This window comes from Devosia sp. J2-20, from assembly GCF_055808475.1.
In genome coordinates this window covers 1796861-1819112 of sequence record NZ_CM147870.1, presented here as the reverse complement: position 1 = coordinate 1819112, position 22252 = coordinate 1796861, and the positions used below count along the sequence as shown (strand labels likewise).

The 22252-nt window shown below is 60.7% G+C and carries 19 protein-coding genes; 6 read left to right on the top strand and 13 right to left on the bottom strand.

Features of this window, described 5'->3' with window-relative positions:
- Nucleotides 1-28: 28 nt before the first annotated feature.
- Nucleotides 29-889 carry a FecR domain-containing protein gene (locus tag AC0L37_RS08900; protein WP_282221395.1) on the bottom strand — a complete coding sequence of 287 codons (861 nt, stop codon included), beginning with the start codon at nt 887-889 and terminating at the stop codon, nt 29-31.
- A gap of 83 nt (nt 890-972) precedes the next feature.
- Nucleotides 973-1497 (bottom strand): hypothetical protein, encoded by a 525-nt coding sequence (locus AC0L37_RS08895; protein WP_282221396.1) that lies wholly within the window; start codon nt 1495-1497, stop codon nt 973-975.
- A gap of 1377 nt (nt 1498-2874) precedes the next feature.
- On the opposite strand from AC0L37_RS08895, the gene AC0L37_RS08890 reads away from it, so the two are divergent.
- A complete protein-coding gene (locus AC0L37_RS08890) occupies nt 2875-3867 on the top strand; it encodes an NAD(P)-dependent alcohol dehydrogenase (RefSeq protein ID WP_282221397.1) in 993 nt (330 codons plus the stop codon).
- On the opposite strand, the gene AC0L37_RS08885 is transcribed toward AC0L37_RS08890, so the two are convergent.
- Nucleotides 3839-4771 carry a LysR family transcriptional regulator gene (locus AC0L37_RS08885; protein ID WP_212659141.1) on the bottom strand — a complete coding sequence of 311 codons (933 nt, stop codon included), beginning with the start codon at nt 4769-4771 and terminating at the stop codon, nt 3839-3841. The two genes, AC0L37_RS08890 and AC0L37_RS08885, sit on opposite strands and share 29 nt — an antisense overlap.
- A gap of 106 nt (nt 4772-4877) precedes the next feature.
- Here AC0L37_RS08885 and AC0L37_RS08880 point away from each other — a divergent pair, with 106 nt between their 5' ends.
- Together AC0L37_RS08880 and AC0L37_RS08875 are read left to right on the top strand one after the other, a co-directional pair.
- The gene (locus AC0L37_RS08880) at nt 4878-5873 is read left to right on the top strand and encodes an NAD(P)-dependent alcohol dehydrogenase (protein ID WP_282221398.1); all 996 of its coding nucleotides are present in this window, start codon (nt 4878-4880) and stop codon (nt 5871-5873) included.
- Between the two features lie 111 nt (nt 5874-5984).
- On the top strand, nt 5985-6728 hold the full coding sequence (locus AC0L37_RS08875) for a DUF4386 domain-containing protein (RefSeq protein ID WP_282221399.1): 744 nt from the start codon (nt 5985-5987) through the stop codon (nt 6726-6728).
- A gap of 713 nt (nt 6729-7441) precedes the next feature.
- On the opposite strand, the gene AC0L37_RS08870 is transcribed toward AC0L37_RS08875, so the two are convergent.
- Complete coding sequence (locus tag AC0L37_RS08870) at nt 7442-11158, bottom strand: vitamin B12-dependent ribonucleotide reductase (RefSeq protein WP_212658017.1); 3717 nt, start codon at nt 11156-11158, stop codon at nt 7442-7444.
- Nucleotides 11159-11939: 781 nt separating this feature from the next.
- On the opposite strand from AC0L37_RS08870, the gene AC0L37_RS08865 reads away from it, so the two are divergent.
- The 3 genes from AC0L37_RS08865 (at nt 11940) to AC0L37_RS08855 (ending at nt 13375) form a co-directional block, all read left to right on the top strand.
- Nucleotides 11940-12323, top strand: coding sequence for an NADH:ubiquinone oxidoreductase subunit NDUFA12 (locus AC0L37_RS08865; RefSeq protein ID WP_212659140.1), 384 nt, complete (start codon nt 11940-11942; stop codon nt 12321-12323).
- 37 nt (nt 12324-12360) lie between these two features.
- Nucleotides 12361-12765 carry a DUF2155 domain-containing protein gene (locus AC0L37_RS08860; RefSeq protein WP_212659139.1) on the top strand — a complete coding sequence of 135 codons (405 nt, stop codon included), beginning with the start codon at nt 12361-12363 and terminating at the stop codon, nt 12763-12765.
- A 106-nt stretch (nt 12766-12871) separates the two neighbouring features.
- A complete protein-coding gene (locus AC0L37_RS08855; protein ID WP_212658016.1) occupies nt 12872-13375 on the top strand; it encodes a GyrI-like domain-containing protein in 504 nt (167 codons plus the stop codon).
- A 55-nt stretch (nt 13376-13430) separates the two neighbouring features.
- Here AC0L37_RS08855 and AC0L37_RS08850 read toward each other — a convergent pair whose 3' ends face one another.
- The 9 genes from AC0L37_RS08850 to AC0L37_RS08810 all read right to left on the bottom strand — a co-directional run bounded on the left by AC0L37_RS08850 (nt 13431) and on the right by AC0L37_RS08810 (nt 22245).
- Nucleotides 13431-13805 carry a YybH family protein gene (locus AC0L37_RS08850; protein WP_282221400.1) on the bottom strand — a complete coding sequence of 125 codons (375 nt, stop codon included), beginning with the start codon at nt 13803-13805 and terminating at the stop codon, nt 13431-13433.
- Nucleotides 13805-14518, bottom strand: coding sequence for a transcriptional repressor LexA (gene lexA, locus AC0L37_RS08845; RefSeq protein ID WP_212658014.1), 714 nt, complete (start codon nt 14516-14518; stop codon nt 13805-13807). The genes AC0L37_RS08850 and lexA overlap by 1 nt, the downstream gene beginning before the upstream one ends.
- A gap of 107 nt (nt 14519-14625) precedes the next feature.
- On the bottom strand, nt 14626-15828 hold the full coding sequence (locus AC0L37_RS08840; RefSeq protein WP_282221401.1) for a molybdopterin molybdotransferase MoeA: 1203 nt from the start codon (nt 15826-15828) through the stop codon (nt 14626-14628).
- On the bottom strand, nt 15825-16301 hold the full coding sequence (gene moaC, locus AC0L37_RS08835; protein WP_282221402.1) for a cyclic pyranopterin monophosphate synthase MoaC: 477 nt from the start codon (nt 16299-16301) through the stop codon (nt 15825-15827). The genes AC0L37_RS08840 and moaC overlap by 4 nt, the downstream gene beginning before the upstream one ends.
- Nucleotides 16301-17113, bottom strand: a complete 813-nt coding sequence (trpC, locus tag AC0L37_RS08830; protein WP_282221403.1) for an indole-3-glycerol phosphate synthase TrpC — start codon at nt 17111-17113, stop codon at nt 16301-16303. The genes moaC and trpC overlap by 1 nt, the downstream gene beginning before the upstream one ends.
- A complete protein-coding gene (gene trpD / locus AC0L37_RS08825) occupies nt 17110-18132 on the bottom strand; it encodes an anthranilate phosphoribosyltransferase (RefSeq protein WP_282221404.1) in 1023 nt (340 codons plus the stop codon). The genes trpC and trpD overlap by 4 nt, the downstream gene beginning before the upstream one ends.
- Nucleotides 18129-18728, bottom strand: a complete 600-nt coding sequence (locus AC0L37_RS08820; protein WP_282221405.1) for an anthranilate synthase component II — start codon at nt 18726-18728, stop codon at nt 18129-18131. Before AC0L37_RS08820 ends, trpD begins: the two co-directional genes overlap by 4 nt.
- A gap of 100 nt (nt 18729-18828) precedes the next feature.
- Complete coding sequence (gene trpE / locus AC0L37_RS08815) at nt 18829-20337, bottom strand: anthranilate synthase component I (RefSeq protein WP_282221406.1); 1509 nt, start codon at nt 20335-20337, stop codon at nt 18829-18831.
- 36 nt (nt 20338-20373) lie between these two features.
- Nucleotides 20374-22245, bottom strand: coding sequence for a peptidylprolyl isomerase (locus AC0L37_RS08810; RefSeq protein ID WP_282221407.1), 1872 nt, complete (start codon nt 22243-22245; stop codon nt 20374-20376).
- Nucleotides 22246-22252: the final 7 nt, after the last annotated feature.

Below are 22252 nucleotides of genomic sequence, written 5' to 3'. Positions count from 1 at the left end.
TTGATGGATCGAAACTCCGCTCGTAATTCTACTTCGGTTCCTTTTCGGGCTTCGGTTCCTTATCGGGCTTCGGTTCCTTTTCGGGCTTCGGTTCCTTATCGGGCTTCGGTTCCTTCTCAGGCTTCGGCTCTTTCTCGGGCTTCGGCTCTTTCTCGGGCTTGGCATCGTTTCCAGCACCGCTTGTCGGCGAAGCCCCGCTCGCGACTGGTGAAACTGGAGTGTTCGAGCTAGCAGCAACCGACTGCTGTGTTCCGCCGCCTGAAGTAGGTTTCGCTGTAATAACTGGTTGCTGAGCGGCGGGAGCTGGTGGCGGAGGCGCGGTAGCGGCGACCGGCTCAATAGTTGCAGAGCTGATTTTCCCAGCGCCAGTGGACACCTGCTGGCCGGCTTGGACGCTTACAGCGCCATTACCACCGCTATCACCACCCCCACTATCGCCATCCTCAACCTCGACCACGCCTCTAAACACAGCGACGGTCGAAGCGTTAGCGTCGGATTGCACGGTAAAGGCAGTACCTTTGACCACTGCCGCGAGGAACGGGGTCTGCACTGAGAAATGTTGGACGTTGCGCGCTTCTGCATCTACGCCAACTGAACCCGCATGATTGAACACTGTCGTGAAGCCAGGGGCATCAGCAATCTGGACGGTGCTTTCCGGACCAATTTCGATAGTTTCGGCGCCACGCACAAATGTAGCACGACTATTTGGCGCACTCTTGATTACCCGGTCATCCGAAACGACACTGCCCCGCTGCAGTTGCTCCCAAGCCCCGTCCGTCAAAACGAATACACCGCCACGCAACCGCACGGCGGTCCAGTCATCAGCGCATACTGATGTTGTGCCGAGCGCCAACACAGCCAAGAAGGCACAGGTTTTAGCGGACCGCATTGCGGTGCCTCCAATTGCTATTACAGATCTGACGCTTTGTGTTTTTTGACATTGCTAGAGATATTAAAGCCTTAAGATCGGCATCAATATCTCCACAATATCCCGGTGAGCAGTCGTTGCGAGTTTGGCTCGCCAGAGAGATCAAAATTATAGCGATAGTCGATCCGCATAGCTGTCGCCTCCCCAGCGGCAAGTTCGATCGCAGCTCCCGTGGAGGCATACAGACCGGTGGAGGTATCGTGGCCCAAACTCAAACCACCAAATGCGGAAATGGTGTCGTTGAAAGCGAAGCCTGCATATCCACCAGCTTCGATTGTGAAGCGCCCCCGCAGGCCCGCCGTGGCCAATGTCTCGATGTTCAGGCGCAGGCTGCCCAGAGAAGTCGTGTGTCCTGCAAGAAGGCCAAAATTGCCGTCCATCATTTCATCTGGACTGAGGGTGCTGCCCCCCAATATGCCCGAGTAGAAACCGTCACGATCGTCGCTGACCGGAATAAAATCAGTTGGCAACGGAGGCAAAGGTGGCAACACGGGCATAGGCGCCGCCGCAACCGGGAGTGCCATGGCCAACGATACCGAAAACAAGCTCAAGAGAGTTAGTCGGAACATAAAGAATCTCACAAATCGTTGACTTTACGATCTCGAAATATGGTTTCCGAAGTGTGAAAGACTGTCGGTATCGCAAGGAATGTGATCGCGGAATGCGAAGCTGTTTTCGCGGCTTACTCTGCGATAGCGATGTCCGCTTTCAGGCTTTCGCTGAGTTCTGTTTCTCGACCGAAATGGGGTCGACAGCGGCCAGGCTGAAAAGCGCCCCATTTCTGCCGTTCGGGCAGGCTTTTCGATTTCCTGAAAGCGGTCGTTCCGCCGAGAGGTCGGGAATGGCAATAATGGGGTGGGAAGGAGACGGTCTGGTTTTGGTTCACACGAAGCGTTAGCTGCCGCACCTGCAAGATACGACTTTGAAGTTGGGCTCTAGCCGGCTAGGCCCAGAGTGTCCCATGCCAGAGAGGCCGCCACGTGGAAAACATCTATTTCTGGGCATCTGGCACCCTAGTCGCATCAGGCTTTCTTCTGTCCGCTCGCAACTGGCTGCTGTTCTTACTCGTGCTCTTGCCTGGCGCCGTGTGCCTTATAGGACTTTGGGTCGATTTTTGGTCGACCCTGAATTGCGGGGATGCGTGCCCGTCCGGACACGATATTGGAATTGGGCCAATCACCGGGATCGTCGTTGCGGCCAGTCTGTTTTTTGTTCTGATTGCTGCCACTAAAGCGTTTATGATCAAGCGTCGGCGGAGCCCTTAGCACTGACGAACGGCTGCTATTTGGATCTTTCGGTCGGACCACGACCGGCAGAAACGGGGTCGTTTTTTTGCCAGCAAACATTGGGATGGAAAGAAGATGGGCTACTTAGACAGCACTGGCCTTCTAGCTTCGAACCTGAATTCGCCACGCCGCCACCAAGGCTGCGGCCTTCCGGCATATGTCGAGCCGATGCTCGTGGGACGTTTCCAGCGTTATGCGATCCCTCTCAATTCGGCCGAGATAGTCAGCGACCAGCGTCACGTCGACCCCCGATGACACCAAGTTCCAAAACTCGGGCAGATAAGCCCGGTACTCATCCTCTGGCCCGTCGATCGCGTAAACGCCGATAGGATCCCACTCGCGAAAGAGGAGCCGGTCCAATGCTTCATATGCGCTGGCGTCTTGAGCGCTGGATTTTGTTCCCATGTCCGCTTTTAGCCAATGGCTAAGTGAGCATCAATGACCAAAAAGGGGTCGACAGCGGCCAGGCTGAAAGGCGCCCCATTTCTGCCCTTCGGGCAGGCTTTTCGAATTTCTGAAAGCGGTCGGTTTGGTTGGCCTCTCTCCCGCATCAAAACTGCTGGGAACCCTACACATTTAAGGCTTTCCGCTGTCTTGCGCCAAGATGGGCCGGCCCCGTCGTGGTTGTCATCGAGATCGCCTTCGCTATGGTGGGGAGTGATGAGAGCTGTTTACTGTACGCGCTACGGCCCGCCCGATGTCCTTGAGCTTCGGGACGTGCCCAAGCCAGAACCAAAGCCGGGCCAGGTGCTAGTTCGGGTCCACGCTGCGGGCATAACGCTGGGCGACTGCGAGGTCCGCGCCTTCAAGATGGTCAGCTGGGTTTGGGTACCGGCACGTCTGGCGATTGGCATCACCCGGCCGCGGCAGCCGGTGCTCGGCATGGAGGTGGCAGGTGTTGTCGAGGCGCTTGGCGAAGGCGTCACGTGCTTCAAGGTGGGGGACCGGGTTTTCGGTCCAACAGGGTTCGGTATGGGGGCTTATGCCGAGTATGCGACCATACCGGAGGCTGGCAGCCTGACCACCATTCCGCCGACGCTGAGCTATGCCGAAGCAGCGGGAATTCCGACCGGCGGTCTCAACGGCCTGCACTTCGTCCGCAAGTGCGATCCGCAGCCGGGCGAGAAGGTCTTGATCAACGGCGCTGGCGGCTCGATCGGCATGTTCGCAACGCAACTCTCCAAGGAGGCGGGCGCTGAGGTGACCGCGGTCGACAGGGTGAGCAAGCATCAGATGCTCAGCGACCTCGGCGCCGACAAGGTCATTGACTACGAGTCGACCGACTTCTGGCGAACCGGCGAATGCTATGACGCGATCATAGACGTTGTCGGGCTCAGCCCATTTGGACCAAGTGTCACCGCACTCAATGATGGAGGACGCTACTTCTTGGGCAATCCGCACACGCGCCAGATGCTGAGGGGGCTGGTCGAGAACCGTCGCGGACGCGTGAAAGTGCTGTTTCAGCTCGCAGGCGAACCGGTCGAGGACCTCGACTTCCTCAAACAACAGATAGCCGACCGCAAGCTCAAGGTTGTTGTCGACAAGGCCTTTCCTCTCGAAGACGCGATCGATGCGCATCGCTATGTCGAAAGCGGCGCCAAGACCGGCATCGTGGTGCTCGACGTCAGCGGCGAGGCTTCTTCGCGGGGGTAGAAGTCGCCGCCGGAACTGCCAACTCGTCGGCAAGAAAGTCAAACACGAAACGCACGCGCCGCGAGGTGTTGAGTTCGCGGTGCGTCGTCAGCCAGGTCGGAAAGACGAGCGGCTTGGCAACCCCGTCCAGCACCCGTTCGACCCCATGTTCCGCGTCTCCCAGCCGATCAGGAATGACGGACAGGCCGACCCCGAGTTTCACCAGCTCCCAGTGCATCGCCGTACTCGGGCTGATCACCTTCAGGTTGGTCCGGCTCACGGACAGGCCGACCATCTCATTGAGGCTGTGAACAAATGTATCCGGCGGTTCGTAGCCGATGAAGTCGGCGCCGTTGACCTTCTCCAGCGTTACCGGACGGCCCAGCCTGTCTAAGTAGTCACTAGAGGCGAAGAGCCGGGCGGTACTTTCGCTAATCTTCTTCGCAATCAGTTCGGGCTCGGTCGGACGGAAGCTGCGGATGGCGATGTCAGCCTCGCGCCGCCGCAGGTCGGCCGCGACATTGGAACCGAGGACCTCGATGTTGATGCCGGGAGCTTCACAACGAAGCTTGGCGATAATCGGCGGCAGGAGGGTCAGCGCCTCGATCTCGCTGGCGGTGATGCGAATGCTTCCCTCAACCGACTGCGTCTGCCCCGAAGCGGTCAGCGACACGCCGGTCGCTGCTTCGCCCATCCTGCGGACCTGATCGAGCAGTTCCAGCCCGGATGGCGTCAGGACCAGCCCCCGTCCTGCCCGTTCGAAGAGCACCACCCCGAGCTCTTCCTCCAATGCGTCGACTTGGCGGCCGAGCGTCGGCTGGGTCATGCCGAGCGCCCGCGCCGCGGCAGAGAGCGAGCCTTCCTCGGCCGTGACGAGGAATGCGCGCGCCCTGTTCCAGTCGAACTTTACTGACCGCCAATCCATACGGATACGCATACCAAAAGAAAGAATTCAGTCAATTTCTAATGGGAACAGGGACGCCTAGAACTCCCTCATTCAAACAGCAACCACGTGGATCGAGGAAATTACAATGAAAGCTGCAGTGAACAAGGACTACGGACCGGCAGAGAAGGTGGTGCACATCGCCGAGGTAGCGCGCCCTGAAATCAATGACGAAGAGGTCCTCGTCAAAGTCTACGCCACGTCGGTCTCGACCGGCGCTTGGCGCATGGTCGAAATGAATGCCGGCGGCGTGCTGCAGATTCCGGCGCGGATGATCTTCGGCCTTTTCCGCCCACGCAATCCGATCCAGGGCGGTAGCTTTTCGGGCCGTGTCGTTGCGGTCGGCGCTTCGGTCACACGCTTCAAGATGGGCGACGAGGTCTTCGGCGTTGTTGGGGCCGGCGCACACGCCGAGTACATCGCCATTGCCGAGGACAAAACCATCGTCAAGAAACCGGAAACCCTTGGCTATGGCGAAGCGGCGGCGCTGCCCTTCGGTGGCCTCTCGGCCCTGGTCTTCCTGCGCGATTTCGCCAAGGTTCAGTCCGGCCAAAAGGTGCTGGTCACAGGCGCATCGGGCGGGGTTGGCGTGTTCGGCGTACAAATTGCCAAGCACCTCGGTGCGGAGGTTACTGCGCTCACTAGCACCGACAATGTGGAGTTGGTCAGGTCGCTGGGGGCTGACCACATCATCGATTACAAGCGAGTCGACTTCACACGCGGCAAAGAAACCTACGACGTCATCTTTGATACCGCGGGGGTATCGAGCTTCCGCGAGGCCGCGCGCGTCCTGTCACCTGGTGGACTTTTCGTGCCGCTTGAGTTTGGTGTTCCGGACATCCTTCGCTCGATGCGTACCGACCCGCAGGGCCGCAGGATCGTAATCGGCGTCAACGGCGACAGCGCCGCGGACCTGGCTGTCCTCGCTGACCTCGTCGAGAGCGGCGTCGTCCGCTCGGTGATCGACAGCATCGAGCCGCTGACTGGCATTGCCGACGCGTATCGGCGGGTTTCCGAGCGGCACAAGGTGGGCGCGGTCGTGGTCAACGTCGCCATGCCCCTCCCGGTACGCGCTGCCGCCTAGCGCCTCCGTTCCAATCTCACGCGAAGGCGCTCGCGCCTTTGCCCACCGTCATCCCACCGGCCGCTGGTTGCGGCCGGCGACCGTCACCGCCTTGCCAAATCGGAGAGTTCCATGACCAACACTGCCAATGAAACGACGCGCTTTAATTGGGCCCGTGCGGCCGGTCTCGCCTATCTTGGCGTGGCTATCCTCGCCGGCTTCGCCGAATTCTCCGTGAGGACCGGCATGGTCGTACAGGGCGACGCGGCGGCCACGATGTCGGCAATTACGGCCGACCAGACCACCTACGCGCTGGCAGGTATCGCCGATCTTATCGTGCTGCTGCTCGACGCCTTCCTCGGTCTCGCCTTCTGGGTGCTCCTGAAGCAGGTCGACAAGAACCTCGCGCTGCTCGCACTCTTTCTAAACCTGTTGCGACTGCCGTGGATGGGCGCCAACGTCGTCTATCACTTCGGCGTGCTGCTCCTCGTCAACGGTGCGCTGCCGTCCTTCCCGCCGGAGCAGGTGCAGGACCTCATCCAGTTCCTGCTCAACCTGCATGCCTACGGCTACACCGCGAACGGCATCTTCTTTGGCGCATGGTGCTTCACCATCGGTCTACTGTTCTACCGCTCAGGCTTCGTGCCGAAGCTGCTCGGTATCGTGATGATGCTGGCGCTCGCCGGCTACTGGACCGACCTGTTCGTGGTCTTCCTCGCCCCTGAGCTCGAGCCGATGGTCTCGCCGTTAGCCGTGATCCCTGCAGCGCTCGCGGAGATCGCCACGTGCCTGTGGCTAACGATCATGGGCGGGCGGGTGCACCGGAGGTTCATTTCGGTGCACGCCCGCGCGGCCGTCGCCCAGGTGCAGTCTTAGCCGCGCAGCAGCGGACGGATACCCGGTCTTGCCCCGGGCGTTCTCGCCCCACAAACAAGGAGCCAAGAGATGGACGTTTTCTGGATCTTCTCGGGCATTGGCGTCATGGTTTTCGGCTCGCTCGCCGGAGTTGCCCTGCTCGTCATTGCCCTCCGCTCAGCGAAATGACCTGCCTCCCAGCTCGCGTTGTCGGAAGGTCATTGAAGACACGTGCCTGGAGCGAGCTCAAGGATGCAGTGCTGGGCCAGAAAAACTGGCCTCGTTAGCTGTCATGGCCCATCTCCGGTAAGCGAAGAGGTGGGCGGGATGGACGGCTTCCGGCCCCAATAAGCCGTTGGACCGGCCGCGTGCTCTATAGCTGCTTCCCTTAATGCAGCCCCCAAAGGCGGACAGTCCGCAATCGGCCCCATTTTAGCCGTTGGGCACGAAGCACTCCGAGTGTCGGCTATCGTCGGGCGGCCGGCAAAAGCTGCACGACGACTCACGGCCCCAAAACAGTCGTTCAAAACTAGCTTCAGAAATAGCCCGTGTGATGGTGGTGCCGAAGCCTTTCCAGTTTGGTCTCACGCCGACGCTGCCCATCATATGCAAAAAGCCCGGTTTCCCGGGCTTTTCTATTTTAGGTGCCAATATTATGCTCTCAATAGTGCCAAGACATTCCGCCAAAATGCCAAAACAATGGCGGGCGACACAACTATTTCTGCGAGACTATACTAACTACACCCAGTCGTCGTCCCGCAAGTATCGCACTTCAAGCACGTGCCGTTCCGGACCATTGTAAAATTATGGCACTCGGTACACTGGTCGCCGGTATAGCCCTTCATCTGGGCTTCGGCGCGCAGCAGGCCGGTATCCTTGCTCGGTGGCGGGCTGGGCAGGGGGCTCAGTTCGGCGGCCGGGAAGGCCGCGGGGGCTACCTGGCTGTCGGGCTTGAGCGCCGTTGCCGCCTTGAGCGCGGTGACCGTTGAGGTCTGCATCGCCTGAACCGGGTTCAGGTGATGGTCGCCCGAAACGATCATCAGGCTCTTATTGCTGACGCGACCACGGGTCATGCCTCGCGACACGAACTTGTCGGCAGGCATGGGGGCCGGGGTGTTGGCAGCGGGACGCCCGGTTGCCTTGTCTTCGTCGGCTCCCTTGCCCAGCGAGGTCGGGCTTTCGGGATTGACGTGGGCCAGATCGTCCCGATCGAGATAGGACACGGCCAGTTCGCGGAACACGTAATCCAGGATCGAGGTGGCGTTCTTGATCCGGTCATTGCCCATGACCATGCCGGCAGGCTCGAAGCGGGTGAAGGTGAAGGCCTCCACATACTCGTCCAGCGGCACGCCATATTGCAGGCCCAGCGAGATGGCGATGGCGAAATTGTTCATCATCGCGCGGAAGGCTGCGCCTTCCTTGTGCATGTCGATGAAGATTTCGCCCAGACGGCCATCATCATATTCGCCGGTGCGCAGATAGACCTTATGGCCACCAACGACGGCCTTCTGGGTGTAACCCTTGCGGCGATCAGGCATCTTTTCGCGGTCACGAATGACCGTTTCAACGATGCGCTCGACGATCTTTTCGGCAACCTGCGGCACGCGGGCGGCAGACGACATCGCCGCCATTTCCTCGGCAGCATCCTCGTCTTCATCCTCGTCGGCCGCAGCCAGCACGGATGAATTGAGCGGCTGGCTGAGCTTGGAGCCATCGCGATAGAGCGCATTGGCCTTCAAGGCCAGGCGCCAGGACAGCATATAGGCCTGCTTGGCGTCCTCGACGGTCGCGTCGTTTGGCATGTTGATGGTCTTGGAAATCGCGCCCGAGATGAAAGGCTGTGCGGCGGCCATCATCAGGATGTGCGATTCAATCGACAGCGAGCGCTTGCCGATCTTGCCGCAAGGCGCAGCGCAATCGAACACGGGCAGATGCTCGGCCTTGAGGTGCGGGGCACCTTCCAGGGTCATCGCGCCACAGACGTGGATATTGGCCGCCTCGATATCCTTCTTGGAAAAGCCCAGGAAGCTGAGCAGGTCGAACGAGAAATCGCCCAGCTGCTCATCGGTGACGCCCAGCGTCTTGAGGAAGTCCGCACCCAGTGTCCACTGGTTGAAGATGAACTTGATGTCGAAGGCCGATGCGGTCGCAGCGTTCAGCGCGGCGATCTTCTCATCGGTAAAGCCCTTGGCCTTGAGCGTGGATGGATTGACGCCCGGTGCCTGGTTGAGATTGCCATGGCCGACCGCATAGGCCTCCATCTCGGCAATATCGGCTTCCGAATAGCCCAGCGTGCGCAGGGCAGGTGGCACGGCGCGGTTGATGATCTTGAAGTAACCGCCACCGGCGAGCTTCTTGAACTTGACCAGCGCAAAGTCTGGCTCGATGCCGGTGGTGTCGCAATCCATCACCAGACCGATCGTGCCGGTCGGGGCGATAACCGAAACCTGGGCGTTACGGTAGCCGTGCTTTTCGCCCAGCTTGAGCGCGTTGTCCCAGGCGATCTTGGCGCGTTCGCTCAATTCGCTGTCGATCAGCGAAGCATGATCGAGCGGCACGGGGGTGATCGAGAGCTTTTCATAGCCTTCGGCATTGCCGTGGGCGGCATTGCGGTGATTGCGGATGACGCGCAGCATGTGCTTGGAATTGCGCTTGTAATCCTTGAACGGTCCCAGCTCCTTGGCCATTTCGGCCGAGGTCGCATAGCTCACGCCGGTCATGATGGCGGTGACAGCACCGGCAATGGCGCGGCCTTCCTTGGAGTCATAGGGAATGCCCGAGGTCATCAGGAAGCCGCCAATATTGGCGTAACCGATACCCAGCGTGCGGTATTCGAACGACCGTTCGGCAATCGCCTTGGATGGGAACTGCGCCATCATCACCGAGATTTCCAGCACCACGGTCCACAGACGCACGGTGTGCTCATAGGCAGCGGTGTTGAACGAGCCATCCTGGTTGCGATAGGGCAGCAGGTTCACCGATGCCAGATTGCAGGCGGTGTCATCAAGGAACATGTATTCCGAGCAGGGGTTCGATGCATTGATCGGACCGGCCTCGGGGCTGGTGTGCCACTCATTGATGGTGGTGTGGTACTGAATGCCGGGATCGGCCGAGGCCCAGGCGGCATAGCCCACCTGTTCCCACAGATCGCGGGCTTTGAGGGTCTTGGTGACAACGCCGGACTGGCGTGCCTTGAGATCCCAGTCGCTATCGCCTTCAACGGCGCGCAGGAACTCGTCGCTCACCCGCACCGAATTGTTCGAGTTCTGGCCCGAAACGGTCAGGTAGGCTTCGCTGTCCCAATCGGTGTCGTAGACCGGGAATTCGATATCGGTATAGCCCTGCTTGGCGAACTGGATGACCCGGAAGATGTAGTTCTCGGGCACCAGAGCCTTCTTGGCAGCGCGCACTTCGCGCTTGAGCGCGGGGTTCATCGCCACATCAAAGCAGTCATCGCCGCTGCCTTCGCAGTTGACGGCAGCCTTCATGATGGCCTTGAGGTGCTTGGAGACGACCTTGGAGCCGGTCACCAGAGCGGCAACCTTCTGCTCTTCCTTGACCTTCCAGTTGATGTATTCCTCGACATCGGGGTGATCGATATCCAGCACCACCATCTTGGCGGCGCGACGGGTGGTGCCGCCCGACTTGATGGCGCCGGCCGCCCGGTCACCAATCTTGAGGAAGCTCATCAGACCGCTGGACTTGCCGCCGCCCGAGAGCTTTTCGCCCGAACCGCGCAGGGCCGAGAAATTGGTGCCGGTGCCCGAACCATATTTGAACAGGCGCGCTTCACGCACCCACAGATCCATGATGCCGTTTTCATTGACCAGATCGTCATTGACCGACTGGATGAAGCAGGCATGGGGCTGGGGATGTTCATACGAGCTCTTGGAGCTCACCAGCTTGTGGGTGAAGGGGTCCACATAGAAGTGACCCTGGCCCGGACCATCAATGCCATAGGCCCAGTGCAGACCGGTATTGAACCATTGCGGGCTGTTAGGCGCCACGCGCTGGCTGGCCAGCATATAGGCCAGTTCGTCAAAGAAGGTGCGCGCATCTTCTTCACTGTCGAAATAGCCGCCCTTCCAGCCCCAATAGGTCCAGGTGCCAGCCAGGCGATCAAACACCTGGCGGCTGTCCATTTCCGAACCATAGCGCTCATCTTCCGGCAGCTTGGCGAGCGCAGCTTCGTCGGGGACGGAGCGCCACAGCCAGGACGGCACGGAGTTCTCTTCAACCTTCTTGAGGGCCTTGGCGACGCCGGCCTTGCGGAAGTATTTCTGAGCAATGATGTCAGCCGCAACCTGGCTCCAGCTCTTGGGGATGGCGATATCTTCGAGCTTGAAGACGACCGAGCCATCCGGGTTGCGAATCTCGCTCGTGGCCGAGCGGAATTCGAGACCGGCGTAGCGGTCTTCATTGGCTTTGGTAAACCGGCGTTCAATGCGCATAGTCGTCTTAGTCCCCAATGTAACGGGCACACAAATGCCCGCGAGCCGAAAAACCCGGCTTCTCACCCAAATCTGTTTTGACGCGTCACCAACCGAGCCCGTGGCCGGGCTCGAAAAACTTGCCTGTGCCCCTGTATGGCGCCGGTCTGATGCCAGTGCTTTGAGCAGGGGTCTTGAGCCGACGACATGGTGTGTTGTCGGCCTGTCCAAAACATCTGCCGATTCAAACGATGCGTCAACGCAAGAAATCACAAGGTCTAGTGGTTGGAGGGGTGGTTCAGACAACCACTAGTAGGCTCATTATGTGGATAGTGGGGACAAACTGCAAGGAAAACGCGGACTTGGCCGCCCCCTTTTATGCAGGCTGGAGCATCACGTGAACGGCGCATATGTGAGCCGAACAAGCCCCGCTAAAGTGCCGAGATTCCACGGCTAAATTCTCCGCCAGGCGGGTGTTTACAATGGGCTAACCATGCCACCAACACCGTCGAATCAAACCGTCACAAAGCTGTCAAGCGCAGAAAAATTACGCGAAATCCACAATGCGCCCACTACCAGTGCTTGTGGTGATCTGCCTGTGACCCACTACCAGATGCTGTGTGCAGGGCAGGGTGGCACTCACTGCAAAGCTGGCCCCGATGCCCCTCCTATAGAAGGGTGAGCGAGGCACGAAAACAGCGCGCGAAAAACCCGCCAAACACTAGGCTGATCTGACCACGCATGTTACACCCGGCGCACTCGCAGCTATCGACGGCGGAATCGACAATTGGCTAAATCCGGTATCAAGCAGTTCCTGAGCGAAATCTTCTCCTGGTGGGGTGGTCAGACCTGGGGCACCCGTCTGTGGATCTGGCGCTTCGGCGACTATGTCGGCAGCGACGAATTCGGCAATCGCTATTTCCAGGATCGCAAGGCTGATCGGCGCTATGTGACCTATGCCGGCCCCGCTGACGCCTCGACCATTGGTCAGGGCTGGCACGGCTGGATGCACTATCGCACCGACATCGTGCCAACCAAGGCCAACTATGTCGCCAAGAGCTGGGAGCTGCCCCATCAGCAGAACCTGACCGGCACGGCAGCCGCCTATCGTCCCGATGGCAGCCTGCTCAACAAGGGCGAACGCCCCCGCGTGACCGGTGACTACGACGCCTGGTCGCCAGAATAAGGACGGCGCCTTGCGCCATCTCAAAACTCTTGCCCGCATGATGATGACCCTGGCGCCGCTCGCGGCGCTGGGCGTCTTTGGCGTTGCAGCGCCCGTATCGGCCCAGCCCATTGCCAATCCGGTGGCGACCTTTGCCGGGCTCGACAAGATCACCGGCCGCATCACCCGCTTCGACGTCTATATCGATGAAACCGTGCTGTTCGGCGCGCTCGAGATCACCCCGCGCGCCTGCTACAATCGCGCTGCCACCGAGACCCAGCGGACATCGGCCTTTCTCGAAGTCGATCAGCGCAGCCTGACCGGCACATCCAAGCGCATCTTTACCGGCTGGATGTTCGCCGACAGCCCAGCGCTCAACGCCGTCGATCACGCGGTCTATGATGTGTGGCTGATCGAGTGCCGCACCAGCACCGACGTACCGCCGCCAGACGCGCGCGATTGATTCTCTCAATGGTACTGGCCCGCTGACGCGCGCCATTCTAATGTCACCGGCATTGATGCAGGCGGCTGAACTGCGCGACTGCATGATATTGCGGGAGGAGCGCCTTATGCTGACTGTTCCACGTTTCCAGGACCTGCCGGTCCAGACCTACGCCTATATCAGCTTTACCGTATCGATGGCCGAAATGGCGCAGCCCGCAAATGAGGGCTTTCCGGCGCTATTTTCCTGGCTATCCGCCAATGGCATTACGCCGACCGGCGCGCCATTCTACAAATATAACCGCATCGATATGGCCAGAACGCTTGAAGTGGAAGCCGGGGTCCCGGTGGACCGCGCGGCAGCGGGTGACGACACCGTCAAATTCTCGCAACTACCGGCGGGGCATTACGTCTGGACCACCCATACCGGCCCCTATGACGATCTGTATGATGCCACAGCCATGCTGATCGGCTGGGCCAAGGAGCGGGGCATTGAATGGGATAGCGCAACCCAGTCCGACGGTCATCACTTTGCCTGTCGTCTGGAAATCTACGAGACCGACCCGGAGCAGGAACCCGATCCTGACAAGTGGGTCACCACATTGCGCATCAAGACCACCGGTCCGGCCTGAACGCCAATACCGGCATTGATCGCCCGTGACTCCCGAAGTCACGCACCGCTCGCCGCTAGGCCAAGGCGCTCAGATGCTCGTGAACGATGACCCAGCCCTGCACGCGCCGCTCGACAATGCAGGTGCCGCGACCGGCACCAGATTGAACATCTCCGTTCACAACCGCCGTGTAGCAGAACCGATAGCGACAGGCCGCGATATCCTGCCCTTTTACGATCCAGATCAGGTCTTCCAGCCAGTAGCGTTCGTCAACCAGCCGTGCCCAAGTGGCTTCAAAGGCATCGCGTATCGCTGCAATGCCAAGATGAGAGCCATCATTGAACCAGAAACTGGCATCCTGGGCGATCAAGGGCGCGACGACCGCGAAGCGATGCGTGTTGATCGCCTCGCCATAGGCCGCGATCAACGCTTCGGGCGTCGCCGCCCCCATCAATATTTACGCAGCAACCCGACAAGCCGGCCCTGAACCTTGACCCGGTCAGGCGGGAAAATGCGGGTTTCATAAGCCGGGTTGGCGGCTTCAAGTGCCACCGTATTGCCCTTGCGGCGCAAGCGCTTGAGCGTCGCTTCCTCATCGTCCACCAGCGCCACGATGATCTCGCCGGTGCTGGCCGCATCCTGCTTCTTGATCAATACCGTGTCGCCATCAAAAATGCCGGCATCGATCATCGAGTCACCGCGCACTTCCAGTGCGTAATGCTCGCCGCTGCCCAGCATTTCAGGCGGCACCATAATGGTGTGGGAATGGCTCTGAATGGCCTCGATCGGCGTACCCGCTGCAATTCGGCCCATCACCGGGATGGAAATTGAGCGCACGCCATCATCATCGGCGGCGACACGCGATGGCGGGCTCGCCACCTTGCCAAGATTGCCTTCGATCACCGATGGCTCAAAGCGCGCCTTACGGCCGCCAAGCGACGGGTTCATCGAATCCGGCAGCTTAACGACTTCCAGCGCCCGGGCCCGATTGGGCAGGCGGCGGATGAAACCGCGCTCTTCCAGCGCAGTGATCAGCCGGTGAATGCCCGACTTGGACGCCAGATCGAGGGCATCCTTCATCTCGTCGAACGATGGCGGAATGCCGCTTTCCTTCATCCGTTCATGGATGAACATCAACAGCTCGTGTTGTTTGCGCGTCAGCATAGGCCCCTCGGGGTGAGAATCGGAACATAGACAGAACGACTATATGTGTTCCAGTTATGTTCTGCAATATCCCCGACGATTTTCCTGCAAATGGGGCGGCCCGAAACCTAGAAGGCGTCGACCACAATGGTTTCGACCAGCGTGCCCGCCGCCTGTCCAGGGGCCTGTTCGGGCTGCACAATCAACAGGTCAGCCAGCGCCATGGATGAAGTATGCCCACTATCGGTCTGGGAAATTGGCAGCGCCATTGGACCATTGGGGGTCTGCTGCAACTGTGCCCGCATGAAATGCCGTCGCGCCGTATTGGCTGGGGTCGCGGCAGCCAGTGGCAGGTGCCAGGGCGTCTGCGGCGTCAGGCCCAGCCAGTGTCGCAGCGCCGGTTTGATGAAAACAATCGCCGTGACCATCGCCGAAACCGGATTGCCCGGCAGGCCAAATACCAGCGTCTTGCCGATCGTGCCGAACATCAGGGGCTTCCCCGGGCGCATATTGATGCGCCAGAAATCCAGCGTCACGCCCAGTTCAACGAGAATTTCCTGCACGATATCGTGGTCGCCAACGCTGGCGCCCCCGGTCGTGATCAGCACGTCCGGTGCATCGGCCAGAATGGCGCTGAGCTTGTCGCGCAGGGCTTCCCGGTCATCGCGGGCAATGCCGTGATCGGTCATGGTATGGGCATAGGGGGCCAGCATGGGCGCCAGCCCGAAGCTGTTGGAAGCAATGATCTGGTCAGGCCCCAGCGCCGCGCCGGGCAGGGCGAGTTCATCACCCGTCGCCAGCAGCGCAATACGCGGCCGTCGCGCCACGGTCAGCGTCGGGGTATTGGCTGCCGCGGCCACGGCAATCTGCATCGGGGTCAGTCGGACGCCAGCCTCGATCAGCGTCTGGCCTGTGGTGAAGTCATTGCCCAGGGCCCGGATATTGCGCCCCGGCAAGGGCTCGATGCTGAACGAAACCTGATCGCCGTCGAGCTGGGCCTGTTCCTGCATGATGACGGCATCGGCCCCTTCGGGCACCGGCGCACCGGTAAAAATCCTGACCGCTTCGTGCGGGCCCAGACGTCCGGCATAACTGGCCCCGGCCTGCGAGGTCCCCACGACCTTGAGGCTGTGACCTTCCATGATGTCAGCGGCACCGACGGCATAGCCATCCATGGCGCTGGCATTGAAGGGCGGCTGGTCATGGCGGGCCTTGACCGGTTCGAGCAAGACCCGACCCGCCGCCGCATCCAGCGACACGGTTTCGCCGACCGGCGTCGGCACGCGCTTGAGAATGGCCGCAATGGCCTCTTCGACGGGGAGCAGGCTCATGCGCGCACGAAATCCCCGGACTTGCCGCCCGATTTTTCCATCAGGCAGATATCGGTCACCACCATGGCGCGATCAATCGCCTTGGCCATGTCATACAATGTCAGCGCCGCCGTGGAGGCAGCCACCAATGCTTCCATCTCGACCCCGGTCTGGCCGGTGGTTTCAGCCGTCGCCACAATCAGGATGGCATCTTCGCCATGTTCGGCAATCTCCACGCTGACCTTGGTCAGCGGGATGGGGTGGCACAACGGGATCAGCTCGGCGGTCTTTTTGGCCGCCATGATACCGGCAATCCGCGCTACCGCCAGCGCATCACCCTTTTTGAGGCTGCCGCCCATAATGGTGGCAATCGTCTGCGGCTGCCCGACAATACGGGCCTGTGCCACGGCGCGCCGCCTTGTTGCGGGCTTGTCGGCGATATCGACAATATGGGCTTCGCCCCGGGCATTGAGATGGGTGAGCCCGTCGGCCATCAGGGCGTAGCCTGCGCGGCGCCATGCAATAGCGCTCTGGTTGCCGCGGTCACATCGTCCTGGCGCATCAGGCTCTCGCCAACCAGAAAGCTGCCGATACCGGCTTCATGGTCGAGCTTGAGCAGGTGTTCGTGATTGACGATACCGCTTTCGCTGACCAGTAGCGTCCCCTTGGGCACGCCAACGGCCAGATTGACCGAGGTTTCCAGCGTCGTCTCGAAGGTGCGCAGATTGCGATTGTTGATGCCGATGAACTCGGCGCCCAGCGCCACCGCCCGATCAAGCTCAAGCTGGTCATGCACTTCCACCAGCGCATCCATCTTCCACTCTTCGGCGGCATCGAGCAGGTAGCGAGCTACATCATCGCCCACGGCGGCCAGAATGATCAGAATGCAGTCCGCCCCCCAGGCGCGCGCCTCGGCCACCTGATAGGTCTCGAACAGAAAATCCTTGCGCAGCACGGGCAGTTTGACCGCCGCGCGGGCTTCCTTGAGAAAGCGCGGCGAGCCCTGAAAGCTGGGCCGGTCGGTCAGCACCGACAGGCACGCGGCGCCGGCTGCTTCATAAGCCAGGGCGATTTCGGTCGGGTTGAAGTTCTCCCGGATCAGGCCCTTTGACGGACTGGCCTTCTTCACTTCGGCGATCAGCGCATATTCATCCTTGGCCCGCTTGGCCTTGATCGCCTTGATAAAGCCGCGCGTCGGCGCCTGATCATGTGCCTGGGCCACCACTTCGGCCCAGGGCCGCATGGATTTGGCAGCGGCGATTTCCTCGCGCTTATAGGCTTCGATCTGTTTGAGAATATCGGTCATGCATCGCGTCCATTCGATACCGCCACCAGGCGGGTCAGTGTGTCCTTGGCCTTGCCGCTGTCAATCAGCTCGGCCGCCGCCGCTGCACCTTCGCGCAGATCGGCCACCTTGTCGGCCACAATCAGCGCCGCGCCGGCATTGAGCAGCACGATATCGCGATAGGCGCCGCTCTGCCCGTCAAACAGGGCGTGGATGGCCTGGGCATTGTATTCGGGATCGCCACCCAGCAGATCCTTGGGATCGTGCTGTTTCAGGCCGGCCTGTTCCGGGCTCACTTCAAAGCTGCGCAGATCGCCATTGGCAATCTGGGCGACAAAGCTGGGGCCCGTCACCGTAATCTCGTCCAGCCCGTCGCTGCCATGCACCACCCAGGCCTTGATGGCGCGGTTGGCCAATAGCGCCGCGGCGACGGGCTCGACCCATTCGCGCGCGTAAACGCCCAGCATGTAACGGCGCACACCGGCCGGGTTGGACTGCGGACCGAGCAGGTTGAACATGGTGCGCACGCCCATTTCGGCGCGCGATGGCCCCACATGGCGCATTGCCGGATGGTGACTGGGCGCGAACATGAAGCCGATGCCGGCCTGGTTGATGCAGCGCGAAATGCCAGAGGGCTCGAGGTCAAGTTTGACGCCCAGCGCTTCGAGCGCCTGCGACGAACCCGATTTGGACGACAGCGCGCGATTACCATGCTTGGCCACTGGCACACCGGCTGCAGCCACCACGATGGCAGCGGCGGTCGAAATGTTCAGCGTGCCCATGCCGTCGCCGCCCGTGCCGACAATGTCGATGGCATCGGCGGGCGCCTCGACGGGCACCATCTGCTCGCGCAGGATCGACACCGCCGCGGCGATTTCGCCAACGGTCTCGCCCTTGATCCGCATGCCCATCAAAAAGGCGCCGATCTGGCTTGGTGTGGCCTCGCCAGCCATGATCACGCGCATCACATCGCGCATCTCTTCGCCCGTCAGGTTTTTGCGCTCGGCAATCTGGCTCAGTGCGGTCTTGATATCCATCACGCGGCCCTCTTCTGGTTGAAGTCGCGGGCGATGTTCAGGAAGTTCTGCAGCAAGGCATGACCATTTTCCGAGGCAATGCTCTCGGGATGGAACTGCACGCCATGAACGGGCAACGTCTTGTGTTGCATGCCCATGATCAGACCATCCTCGGTGGTCGCGGTGACCTCGAGCACATCGGGCAGGGTTTCCGGCCGCACCGTCAGCGAGTGATAGCGCGTAGCCTCAAACCCCGCATTGAGCCCGCGGAACAGGCCCTTGCCGGTATGATTGATTTTTGAGGTCTTGCCATGCACCAGATGCGGCGCGCGGATCACCTGTCCACCCATGGCCTGGCCAATAGCCTGATGCCCCAGACAGACACCCAGCATCGGAATTTCGGCCTGGAAGCGCTCAATCACGGCCAGACAGATGCCGGCTTCATTGGGCGTGCAGGGGCCTGGCGACAGCACAATGGCGTCGGGCGCCCGCGCGGCGATGTCTTCAAGGGTAATCTTGTCGTTACGGACCACCGAAACATCGGCGCCCAGCTCGCCCAGAAAATGGACGAGATTGTAGGTAAAGCTGTCGTAATTATCGATGACGAGAGTGCGGGTCATGGTCTGGTTCCTGGCAGGTTTTTGTCAACTTCCGGCGGCCCCATCGGGCGCCACGGTCAGAAGCCGCCCCGCCATCGCTGCCTGTCAAATACCTGCCGCATCATTGTCCGATCCTTGCCTCGCCAGCATAGCGTAGCGCTTCCTCTGCCGCGCTGAAAAGGGCCCGCGCCTTGTTTTCGCATTCCATCTGCTCAAGCGCTGGCTGGCTATCGGCAACAATACCGGCGCCGGACTGCACATGCAGCTTGCCATCTTTCAGGATCGCCGTGCGCAGCACGATACACGTGTCCATGGTGCCATCGGCACCAAAATAGCCCACGCAACCGCCATAGATACCGCGCCTGGATTTCTCCAGCTCGTCAATGATCTCCATCGCGCGCACCTTGGGCGCCCCCGATACCGTACCCGCCGGAAAGCCCGCCGACAGGGCGTCAACGAAATCGTATTGCGGGTCGAGCTCGCCCACCACATTGGAGACGATGTGCATGACGTGCGAATAGTATTCGAGGAAGAACTTGTCGGTGACCTTGACCGTGCCGATCTTGGCCACGCGCCCCACATCATTGCGGCCCAGATCAAGCAGCATCAGATGCTCGGCCAGCTCCTTGGGGTCGCTCATCAGCTCGGCCGCCATCTCCGCGTCCTTGCTCGGCGTTGCGCCACGCTTGCGCGTCCCCGCGATCGGGCGAATGGTGACCTCGCCATCCTGCACCCGGACCAGAATTTCCGGGCTCGATCCGGCGACAGCGAAATCGCCGAAATCCAGGAAGTACATATAGGGGCTGGGATTGGTCCGACGCAGGGCGCGATACAGCGCTGTGGGCGGCAGGTTGAAGTCGGCCGAAAAACGCTGGCTCAACACCACCTGAAAGATATCGCCGGCCGTGATGTATTCCTTGGCCCGCGCCACCATGGCGAAATATTCATCGCGACTGGTATTGCTGGTGACCGCAATGCTTTCCAGATCGGGCAGGGCAGGGGTGGCGGGCATGGCCCGACCCAGACGCGCAATCGCGTCGTCGATCCGCGCCTGGGCCGCTTCATGAGCCTGACGGGCCGAAACACCGTCACGCACATAGACCGGCGCGGTCAGATACAGCTCATCCTTGAGCGTGTCGAAGATCGCCAGCAGCGATGGGCGCATCAACACAGCTTCAGGCGTCTGCAGATGGTCTGGATTGCTGTCGGGCAGCACTTCCATATAGCGCACCATCTCATAGCCCAGATAACCATAGACGCCGGCCGACTGCGGCGGCAATCCCTTGGGCATGTCGATCTGGCTGCCTGCGACCAGCTCGCGCAAGGCGTCCAGGGGCAGCGCGTCAACCGGCTCAAAGCTGGTCTCGTCGAGCTGCGCGCTCCGGTTCATCGTGGCCGCCCCGGCCTCAACCTTGAGGATCACATCGGGCTGGGTACCAATGATCGAGTAGCGCCCACGCACGGCCGCGTCCTGCACGGATTCCAGCAGAAACGTGTTCTTGCGGCCCTCGGCGAGCTTGAGATAGGTGCCAATCGGCGTTTCGAGGTCGGCCACGATGCGCCGCCAGACGATCTGCGATTTCCCGGCATTGTATTGCTCAGAGAAGCGCTGAAAATCGTCGTCGCCCATCGTGATATGTCCAGTTTCGAGTTGATCCGGCCTGATTTACAGGCCGGAAGTGAGAGCCAGCGTCTGCTGCAGGGCCTGCTGATTGATCCGCAGGCCGGCATCATCGCGGATGGCTGTGACGAAGTCGCCATAGATGCCGATACGCGCCTCGTTCTCAAGGCTTGCCTGGGCACCGGGGTCGAGCGGGCCTTCGGCGGGGGTCGCAGCGACCACCTGGAACACGATATGCTCGCCCGACTGGTTCAACGCCGAACCATGATGCTCGGCACCGCCGGCAAAGGCTGCGGCGGCCACCACGCTGTCGACGCTGCCATCGGCAGCACCAAATCGCGTAAACGGCGAGCTCAGCTGAGGGAACACATTGTAGCTGGCCGCAACATCGGCAAGCGGCGTCCCGGCATCAAGCTTGGCCACGGCATCAGCACGGGCCGCCAGCAGGGCGTCATTGGTGCGCTGCGCGGTCACGGCAGCGGCGACCGCATCGCGGACTTCATCCAGTGTCTGGTCCCGCGCCGGCTCAATCGCCGTCAGGTCGAAGTAGAGGTTGCCACTGCCAGCCAGTGGAATGGCCGCTGTCAGTTGACCTTCCTCGGCCTTGAAGATGGCCTGGCTGATACGCCCGGCATCTTCACTGGCAAGATCCGGCAGGATGTTCAACTCGGTACCGCTGGCGGTCACATCAGCCTGATAGAGATCAAGGCCAAAGCGATCCGCAATTTCGGTCAGCGGACGGAACGCTGCGCGCAGCTCTTCCACCTGATCCTGCACATCGGCGATCTCGTTGCGGGCCTGGGTACGCGCCAGACCCTGTGCAATCTGCTCGCTGACTTCATCCAGGCTCGGCACGCCGCCCGGCTCGATGGCCGAAACATGCACCGCACGCTTGCCCGTCACGCCATCGATGATGGCAAAGCCACCTTCGCTGACGCCATAGGCGGCACGGGCCAGATTGCCGTCATTAATTTCGCTCTCGGCCAGTGTGCCCAGACCGGTTGCGCTCAGGCCATTATCGGCCAGCAGCGTTTCAAACGGTGTGCCAGCGGCTTGACCAGCTTCAAACGCGGCGACCTGTTCGTCATTAAGCACGACCTGTTCGATTGTGCGGCGCTCTGGCTTGGTCAACCCGTCCTTGGTGCGCTCATATTCGGCGGCAATGGCGTCCGCTGCAATGGTCTTGGTTGCTGCCAGATCGGCTGGCGACAGGCGCAGCATCTGAACGGTGCGTGTCTCAACAGTGCGGAACTCGACCTGGTTCTCTTCGAGATAGGCTGCCAGTTCCTCTTCGCTCGGCGTTGCCGGCGTTTCGATATTGGTGTCACCCAGCACGAAGAAATCGATCGTACGCTGATCACCCACATAGCGATTGATCAGCTTGGAGGCAGTCTCGGGCAGGGTAGTGTCACCAAACAGGCTCAAAATCAGCTGCTGGCGACGCGCAGCATCGCCCTGATCCTGGAAATATTCAGCTTCCGTCAGCCCGCTCTGGCGCAATACCTGGGTAAAGGCGTTTGGATCGAACGTGCCCAGCGTGCCCTGGAAGGAAGGATCAGCCCGCAGCATTTCGCTGAGCTTATCCTCCGAAACGCCCAGACCGAACGTGCTCGCCATCTGATCGAGCGCCGCATCCTGCGCCAGATCCTGCAGCACCATTGAGGGAATACCCAGATTGACGGCCTGCTCGGCAGTTGGCACCGAACCGAGCTGCTGTGCTACCTGATTGATCTGACGCTGATAGGCGCGCAGGAAGGTCCGCGAATTGATCTCCGCGTCGCCGACGCGGGCCACCGTATTGGTGCCCAGATCAGTGATCACATTGTTGATGCCGAATCCGGCTACACCAACCAGAAGGAACGCCCCCATGATCTTTCCGGGCCAGGATTTTGCAAAACCGCGCAAACTATCGAGCATATCGGAC

Excerpts from the sequence above, each read along its gene's own strand:
- AC0L37_RS08900 (WP_282221395.1), bottom strand. The coding sequence starts at position 889 with ATGCGGTCCGCTAAAACCTGTGCCTTCTTGGCTGTGTTGGCGCTCGGC.
- AC0L37_RS08895 (WP_282221396.1), bottom strand. The coding sequence starts at position 1,497 with ATGTTCCGACTAACTCTCTTGAGCTTGTTTTCGGTATCGTTGGCCATG.
- AC0L37_RS08890 (WP_282221397.1), top strand. The coding sequence starts at position 2,875 with ATGAGAGCTGTTTACTGTACGCGCTACGGCCCGCCCGATGTCCTTGAG.
- AC0L37_RS08885 (WP_212659141.1), bottom strand. The coding sequence starts at position 4,771 with ATGGATTGGCGGTCAGTAAAGTTCGACTGGAACAGGGCGCGCGCATTC.
- AC0L37_RS08880 (WP_282221398.1), top strand. The coding sequence starts at position 4,878 with ATGAAAGCTGCAGTGAACAAGGACTACGGACCGGCAGAGAAGGTGGTG.
- AC0L37_RS08875 (WP_282221399.1), top strand. The coding sequence starts at position 5,985 with ATGACCAACACTGCCAATGAAACGACGCGCTTTAATTGGGCCCGTGCG.
- AC0L37_RS08870 (WP_212658017.1), bottom strand. The coding sequence starts at position 11,158 with ATGCGCATTGAACGCCGGTTTACCAAAGCCAATGAAGACCGCTACGCC.
- AC0L37_RS08860 (WP_212659139.1), top strand. The coding sequence starts at position 12,361 with ATGATGATGACCCTGGCGCCGCTCGCGGCGCTGGGCGTCTTTGGCGTT.
- AC0L37_RS08855 (WP_212658016.1), top strand. The coding sequence starts at position 12,872 with ATGCTGACTGTTCCACGTTTCCAGGACCTGCCGGTCCAGACCTACGCC.
- AC0L37_RS08850 (WP_282221400.1), bottom strand. The coding sequence starts at position 13,805 with ATGGGGGCGGCGACGCCCGAAGCGTTGATCGCGGCCTATGGCGAGGCG.
- lexA (WP_212658014.1), bottom strand. The coding sequence starts at position 14,518 with ATGCTGACGCGCAAACAACACGAGCTGTTGATGTTCATCCATGAACGG.
- AC0L37_RS08840 (WP_282221401.1), bottom strand. The coding sequence starts at position 15,828 with ATGAGCCTGCTCCCCGTCGAAGAGGCCATTGCGGCCATTCTCAAGCGC.
- moaC (WP_282221402.1), bottom strand. The coding sequence starts at position 16,301 with ATGGCCGACGGGCTCACCCATCTCAATGCCCGGGGCGAAGCCCATATT.
- trpC (WP_282221403.1), bottom strand. The coding sequence starts at position 17,113 with ATGACCGATATTCTCAAACAGATCGAAGCCTATAAGCGCGAGGAAATC.
- AC0L37_RS08820 (WP_282221405.1), bottom strand. The coding sequence starts at position 18,728 with ATGACCCGCACTCTCGTCATCGATAATTACGACAGCTTTACCTACAAT.
- trpE (WP_282221406.1), bottom strand. The coding sequence starts at position 20,337 with ATGGGCGACGACGATTTTCAGCGCTTCTCTGAGCAATACAATGCCGGG.
- AC0L37_RS08810 (WP_282221407.1), bottom strand. The coding sequence starts at position 22,245 with ATGCTCGATAGTTTGCGCGGTTTTGCAAAATCCTGGCCCGGAAAGATC.